The organism is Mesorhizobium sp. M1E.F.Ca.ET.041.01.1.1, assembly GCF_003997355.1.
Lineage (GTDB): Bacteria > Pseudomonadota > Alphaproteobacteria > Rhizobiales > Rhizobiaceae > Mesorhizobium.
Map to the genome: position 1 here is coordinate 1 of NZ_RZSL01000417.1, position 5567 is coordinate 5567.

The 5567-nt window shown below is 65.4% G+C and carries 6 protein-coding genes; 5 read left to right on the forward strand and 1 reads right to left on the reverse strand.

All coding sequences use genetic code 11. The features are described from left to right. From EOA38_RS26425 to EOA38_RS26440, 4 genes are all read left to right on the forward strand, one after another. Positions 1 to 483, forward strand: a 483-nt coding sequence (locus tag EOA38_RS26425; RefSeq protein ID WP_127300613.1) for an FAD-dependent oxidoreductase, incomplete at its 5' end; no start/stop codon positions are given. Positions 484 to 496: 13 nt separating this feature from the next. Beyond that, positions 497 to 790: a sarcosine oxidase subunit delta gene (locus tag EOA38_RS26430; protein ID WP_126093261.1), complete on the forward strand. Its 294-nt coding sequence runs from the start codon at positions 497 to 499 to the stop codon at positions 788 to 790. Beyond that, positions 787 to 3780: a sarcosine oxidase subunit alpha gene (locus EOA38_RS26435; RefSeq protein WP_127300614.1), complete on the forward strand. Its 2994-nt coding sequence runs from the start codon at positions 787 to 789 to the stop codon at positions 3778 to 3780. Before EOA38_RS26430 ends, EOA38_RS26435 begins: the two co-directional genes overlap by 4 nt. Further along, on the forward strand, positions 3773 to 4360 hold the full coding sequence (locus EOA38_RS26440; protein WP_126093259.1) for a sarcosine oxidase subunit gamma: 588 nt from the start codon (positions 3773 to 3775) through the stop codon (positions 4358 to 4360). The genes EOA38_RS26435 and EOA38_RS26440 overlap by 8 nt, the downstream gene beginning before the upstream one ends. A 27-nt stretch (positions 4361 to 4387) precedes the next feature. On the opposite strand, the gene EOA38_RS26445 is transcribed toward EOA38_RS26440, so the two are convergent. Then, positions 4388 to 5092: a nitroreductase gene (locus tag EOA38_RS26445; protein ID WP_127300615.1), complete on the reverse strand. Its 705-nt coding sequence runs from the start codon at positions 5090 to 5092 to the stop codon at positions 4388 to 4390. 242 nt (positions 5093 to 5334) lie between these two features. Here EOA38_RS26445 and EOA38_RS26450 point away from each other — a divergent pair. Then, the coding region (locus EOA38_RS26450) for a helix-turn-helix transcriptional regulator (RefSeq protein ID WP_145966072.1) at positions 5335 to 5567 on the forward strand (233 nt) is incomplete at its 3' end.

A 5567-nucleotide genomic window follows, 5' to 3' on the forward strand; every position in this document is an offset into this window, starting at 1 on the left:
CTGCAGGCCTTCGTCTCGGAATCGCTGAAGCCGGTCGTCGACACCGTTCTCACCTTCGGCATGGGCCACTTCTACATCTCGCAGTCCGACAAGGGCGGCCTCGTCTATGGCGGCGACCTCGACGGCTACAACAGCTATGCCCAGCGCGGCAGCCTGCCGATCGTCGACGAGGTGATGAGCGAGATGCTGGCGCTGTTCCCGGGCCTGGCGCGGGTGCGCATGCTGCGCTCCTGGGGCGGGCTTTGCGACATGACGATGGACGGCTCGCCGATCATCACCACCGGCCCGCTGCCCGGCATGTATCTCAATTGCGGCTGGTGCTATGGCGGCTTCAAGGCAACGCCCGCGTCAGGCTGGTGCTTCGCCTGGACTATCGCCAAGGACGAGCCGCACGAGTTCAACGCGCCCTTCACGCTGGACCGTTTCTATCGAGGCCTCATCATCGACGACAAAGGCCAGGGTGCGAACCCCCGGTTGCATTAGGGTTTGAAACAGAATGCTGATCACTTGTCCCTATTGCGGCCCGCGCGACGTCATCGAGTTCACCTACCAGGGCGACGGCAACCGTGAGCGGCCGCAGCCGGCCTCGCAGGATCTCGACGCCTGGAACGCCTATGTCTACGACCGGCTGAACCCGGCCGGCGACCACAATGAGATCTGGCAGCATTCGGGCGGCTGCCGCGCGCATCTGCGCGTCGTGCGCAACACCGTAACCCATGAAATCCTGAGCACGGCCTTTGCTCGCGGCGGACACAAATCCGCGGGCCACAGGACGGAGGGCAAGCCGTGAGCTCCCGCCGTACCGAGACCGGCGGCCGCATCGACCGGCTGCGCACCATCCGTTTCACCTTCGACGGCGCGCCCTATACAGGCCATGCCGGCGACACACTCGCCTCGGCGCTGCTCGCCAGCGGCGTCACGCTGTTCGGCCGCTCGTTCAAATACCACCGTCCGCGCGGCCTGCTCGCCGCCGGCGTCGAGGAGCCTAACGCCCTGGTGACGGTGCTGCGCGGCGATGTGCGCGAGCCTAATGTCCCGGCCACCATGGTCGAGATCTATGACGGGCTCGTCGCCGTCAGCCAGAACCGCTCTCCCTCGCTCGCCTGGGACATCAGCGCCATCAACCAGCTCGGCGGCAAGATCCTGTCGGCCGGCTTCTATTACAAAACCTTCATGGGGCCGGTGATCGGTCCGCTGAAGGGCACACGCTTCTGGATGTTCTGCGAGCATTTCATCCGCCGCGCCGCCGGCCTCGGCAGAGCGGGTGTCGCCCCCGACACCTCGCGCTACGAGCGCATGAACGCCTTCTGCGACGTGCTGGTCGTGGGTTCCGGCCCAGCCGGCCTGATGGCGGCGAAGGCCGCGGCAGACCAGGGCGCCCGCGTGATCCTGGCCGACCTCGAGGCACGCTTCGGCGGCTCGGCCAACTGGTCGGGCGAGACGATCGACGGCGCGCCGGCTGCCGAGTGGGCGGGGCGCATCGTCGGCCAGCTCGAAGGCAATGACAATGTCCGCCTCCTGCCGCGCACGACGGTCTGGGGCTATTACGACGGCAACACGCTGGCCGCGCTCGAACGGGTGACCGACCATAAGGAGGTTCCGGCCAAGGGCGAGCCGCGCCAGCGCTATTGGGCGATCCGCGCCAGGACGGTGGTTCTCGCCACCGGATCGTTCGAGCGTCCGCTGGTGTTTCCGGGCAACGACCGTCCGGGCGTCATGCTGGCGCACGCGGCCGAACGCTACGCCAATGAATATGGCGTGCTGCCCGGCGCGCGGATCGCTGTGTTCACCAACAACGACAGCGCCTATCGCTCGGCCGTTGCGCTGAAGAAGGCCGGCGCCGCTGTCGTCGCCATCGTCGATGTCCGAAGGGACGTGTCGAGCGAGATGAGCAGGCTGGCGAGCGAGGCAGAGGCTGAGTTGCTCGCCGGCCATGCCGTTGTTGCGACCGAAGGCGGCAAGGCGCTCACCGGCCTCAAGGTGCAGCGCTTCGACCTGACCAACGGGGCGCTCAGCGGCGACGAACGCAGCATCCATGCCGACTGCTTGGCTATGTCGGGCGGCTGGTCGCCGACCATCCATCTCGCCAGCCAGGCCGGCGCGAAAGCCGAATGGGATCCAGGCAGGCAGGCCTTCCTGCCGCCGCAGCCGACGCAACGCTGGATCGGCGCCGGCGCTTTCACCGGTAGTTTCTCGACCGCGGAAGCCATTGCCGAGGGCCGCGCGGCTGGCCTTCAGGCCGCAGGCGGAAGCGCATCCCCAGCGCCTCTGCCAGTCGTCGAGGCAGCTCCCGGCGACCCCGATCCGGCGCCGGTCTTCGAGATCAAGGCCAAGGGCAAGAGCTTCGTCGACTTCCAGCACGACGTGACCGCCGAGGACGTGCGGCTCGCGCATCGCGAGGGCTTCGTCTCGGTCGAGCATCTGAAGCGCTACACCACGCTCGGCATGGCGACCGACCAGGGCAAGAGCTCCAACGTGCCGGGCCTCGCCATCATGGCCGAAGCGCTCGGCAAGCCGATCCCGGAAGTCGGCACGACGCGCTTCCGGCCACCCTATACGGCGGTATCGATCGGCTCACTGGCGGCCGAGCGCTTCGGCGACTTGAAGCCCGAGCGGCTGACGCCGATGCATGACTGGCACATCGACAACGGCGCGACCATGTATTCGGCCGGCCTTTGGTATCGCCCGATGATCTACGGCCTCGCCGGCGAAACGGTCGAGCAGGCCTATGTGCGCGAGGCCAGGGCGACGCGCGAGAGCGCCGGTATCGTCGACGTCTCGACGCTCGGCAAGATCGCCGTTCAGGGCCCGGATGCGGCGGAATTCCTCGACCGCGTCTACACCAACATGTTTTCGACGCTCGCGGTCGGCAAGGCCCGCTACGGCCTGATGCTGCGCGAGGATGGGCTCGCCTTCGACGACGGCACCACGTGGCGGCTCGGCGAGCAGGAATTCCTGATGACTACCACCACCGCCAATGCCGGCAAGGTGATGCAGCATCTGGAATATTTCCTCGACGTCATCTGGCCGGAGCTGAAGGTCACCGTCACTTCGGTCACCGACGAATGGGCGGGTGCCGCGATCGGCGGTCCGAAGGCCCGAGCCATCCTTGCCGCCTGCGTTACCGGCACCGCCGTCGACAACGCGACGCTTCCCTTCATGGGCATCGTCCGTGGTGAGATCGCCGGCGTGCCGGTGATGATCTGCCGCCTTTCCTTCTCCGGCGAGATGGCTTTCGAGGTCTATTCCGGCGCCGGCTACGGCACGCGCGTCTGGGAGGCTCTGATCGAGGCCGGCAAGCCGTTCGGCCTGGTCACCTACGGGCTCGAGGCGCTGGGCACGATGCGCATCGAGAAGGGCCACGTCACCGGCGCGGAGATCGACGGCCGCACCACTGCGCGCGACCTCCATCTCGACTGGATGCTGTCGAAAAAGAAGCCCTTCATCGGCTCGGCCATGATGGACCGCGAAGGCCTGATCTCGCCGGAGCGGCTACAGCTTGTCGGCCTGATCTCGCTCGACAACCGCCCGTTCAACGGCGGCGCGCATATCGTCGAGGAATTGGACGAAGAGAACCCGCACGATTCGATCGGCCATATCACGGCCTGCTGCTATTCGCCGGCGCTCGGCAAATACATCGCGCTGGCGCTGGTGAAGGATGGCAAGGCGCGCCACGGTACGCGCGCCTTCGTCTCCGACCCGCTTCGCAGCCGGTCTGGACCGATCGAGATCGTTTCCAATCATTTCTACGATCCGGACGGGAGCCGCATGCATGGTTGAGCGCCAATCGCCGCTTGAGCCGGCCTATCACCCGGGCTCACATGGCAATTTCGAGCATGGCGTCGACGTCATCCTGTCCGAGACGCGACCAGGCTCGATCCTGCAGCTCGCGGCCTGGCCGGGTGAAGAGAAGCGGCTGATGTCCGGCATATACAAGGTTACAGGCCTTGCTCTGCCGGATGGCGCCGGGGGCGGCGTCACCAACGGCATGAAGTCGGCATTCGGCTTCGCACCGGGCAAATTCACCGTGGTCGACGAAACCGAGGGCTTGGCTTCCGCGTTCACGGGCGTGATCACTCCCTCCATCGGCACGCTTACCGACCTCTCGCATGGCCGCACCGCGATCCGTATCGCCGGGCCGAAAGCGGAGTGGGTGATGGCGAAATTCTTCGCCATCGACTTCGCCTTGCCAGCCTTTCCGCTGGGTGCCGGCCGCTCGACCAATCATCACGACGTCTTCGCACAGATCCAGCGCAGCGGCGCCGACCAGTTCGACATCTATGTGTTCCGTTCCTTCGCGCGCTCGTTCTGGAAGGCCTTGTGCCACGCCAGCGAGGAAGTCGGCTACGAGGTGCACTAACAGGTAAGGCTTCGGTCCGCGCCGGCACTATTCCGCGAACGTCACCCAGTCCTCGAGCGGCGCGCGGTCGGTGCGGAATTCATTCTCGGGCTTCGAGTTGTCCTCATAGCCAAGCGCCATGCCGCAGACGACGACTTCCTCGTCGGGAATGTTGAGCACTGGACGAATCTGCCGGTGGTAAGGCGCGAAGGCCGCCTGCGGACAGGTATGCAGCCCCCTGCCCCGCGCCGCGACCATGATGTTCTGAAGGAACATGCCGTAGTCGATCCATGATCCCTTGTTCAGCCGCCGGTCGACCGTGAAGATCATGCCGACCGGCGCGTCGAAGAAGATGAAGTTGCGGTCATGCTGCGCCCGCATCTTGTCGACTTCGCGCCGGCCGATGCCGATCGCGCCGTAGAGACCGAAGCCGTTGGCGCGGCGCCGGCTGAGATAAGGCTCGAAGAACTGGTCGGGATAGTAGCGGTACTCGTCCCATTCCGCCTTCTCGGCACGGATGCCGGAATCGAGGATCGCGTCGCTGATGCGCTGCTTGACCTCGCCCTTGGTCACATAGACCCGCCAGGGCCGCATGTTGGTGCCCGACGGCGCCCGCGCCGCCACCGCCAGGATATCGCGGATCGTGCTGTCGTCGACCATGTCGGGCAAAAAGGCGCGCACGGACCGGCGCGAGGTGATCGCCTCGTCGACGGTCGCCGCATCGAGCGCCATCCGGCTATTCTTATCCAGCATGGGCCGTCCCTTCAGGCATGGCCGGAATCCGGTTTCCGCAACGACCATCCGCAGACACAAAAACTAAACTGGTCCCGACCGGACGCCCCACCCGCCGTTCGTAGGCGAGCCTTTGCATCAACCGCCAAAATCACGCAAGCAAATCTTGTGTTTCATGAAAATCCACTTGATTTTTTCATGGGCTTGCTTTCTCATGAAAATCGTTCAGATTTTTTCACGCTCAATTTCGGACAGAGACGCGATTGGCCTCGACCGCTGTCAGATCGGAACAGGATAATGGCGAACGGCTGCTGGCCGGCGATATTCGCGCGCTGCGCAAGGCGCGCGGGCTGACGCTTGCCGAGATCGCTTTGAAACTCGGCCGCTCGGTCGGCTGGATCAGCCAGGTCGAGCGCGGCCTGTCGATCCCTTCGCTCGGCGACCTCAGGGCCTTCGCCGAGCTCTTCGGCGTGCCACTTAGCCTGTTCTTCAGCCA

Excerpts from the sequence above, each read along its gene's own strand:
- EOA38_RS26430 (WP_126093261.1), top strand. The coding sequence starts at position 497 with ATGCTGATCACTTGTCCCTATTGCGGCCCGCGCGACGTCATCGAGTTC.
- EOA38_RS26440 (WP_126093259.1), top strand. The coding sequence starts at position 3,773 with ATGGTTGAGCGCCAATCGCCGCTTGAGCCGGCCTATCACCCGGGCTCA.
- EOA38_RS26445 (WP_127300615.1), bottom strand. The coding sequence starts at position 5,092 with ATGCTGGATAAGAATAGCCGGATGGCGCTCGATGCGGCGACCGTCGAC.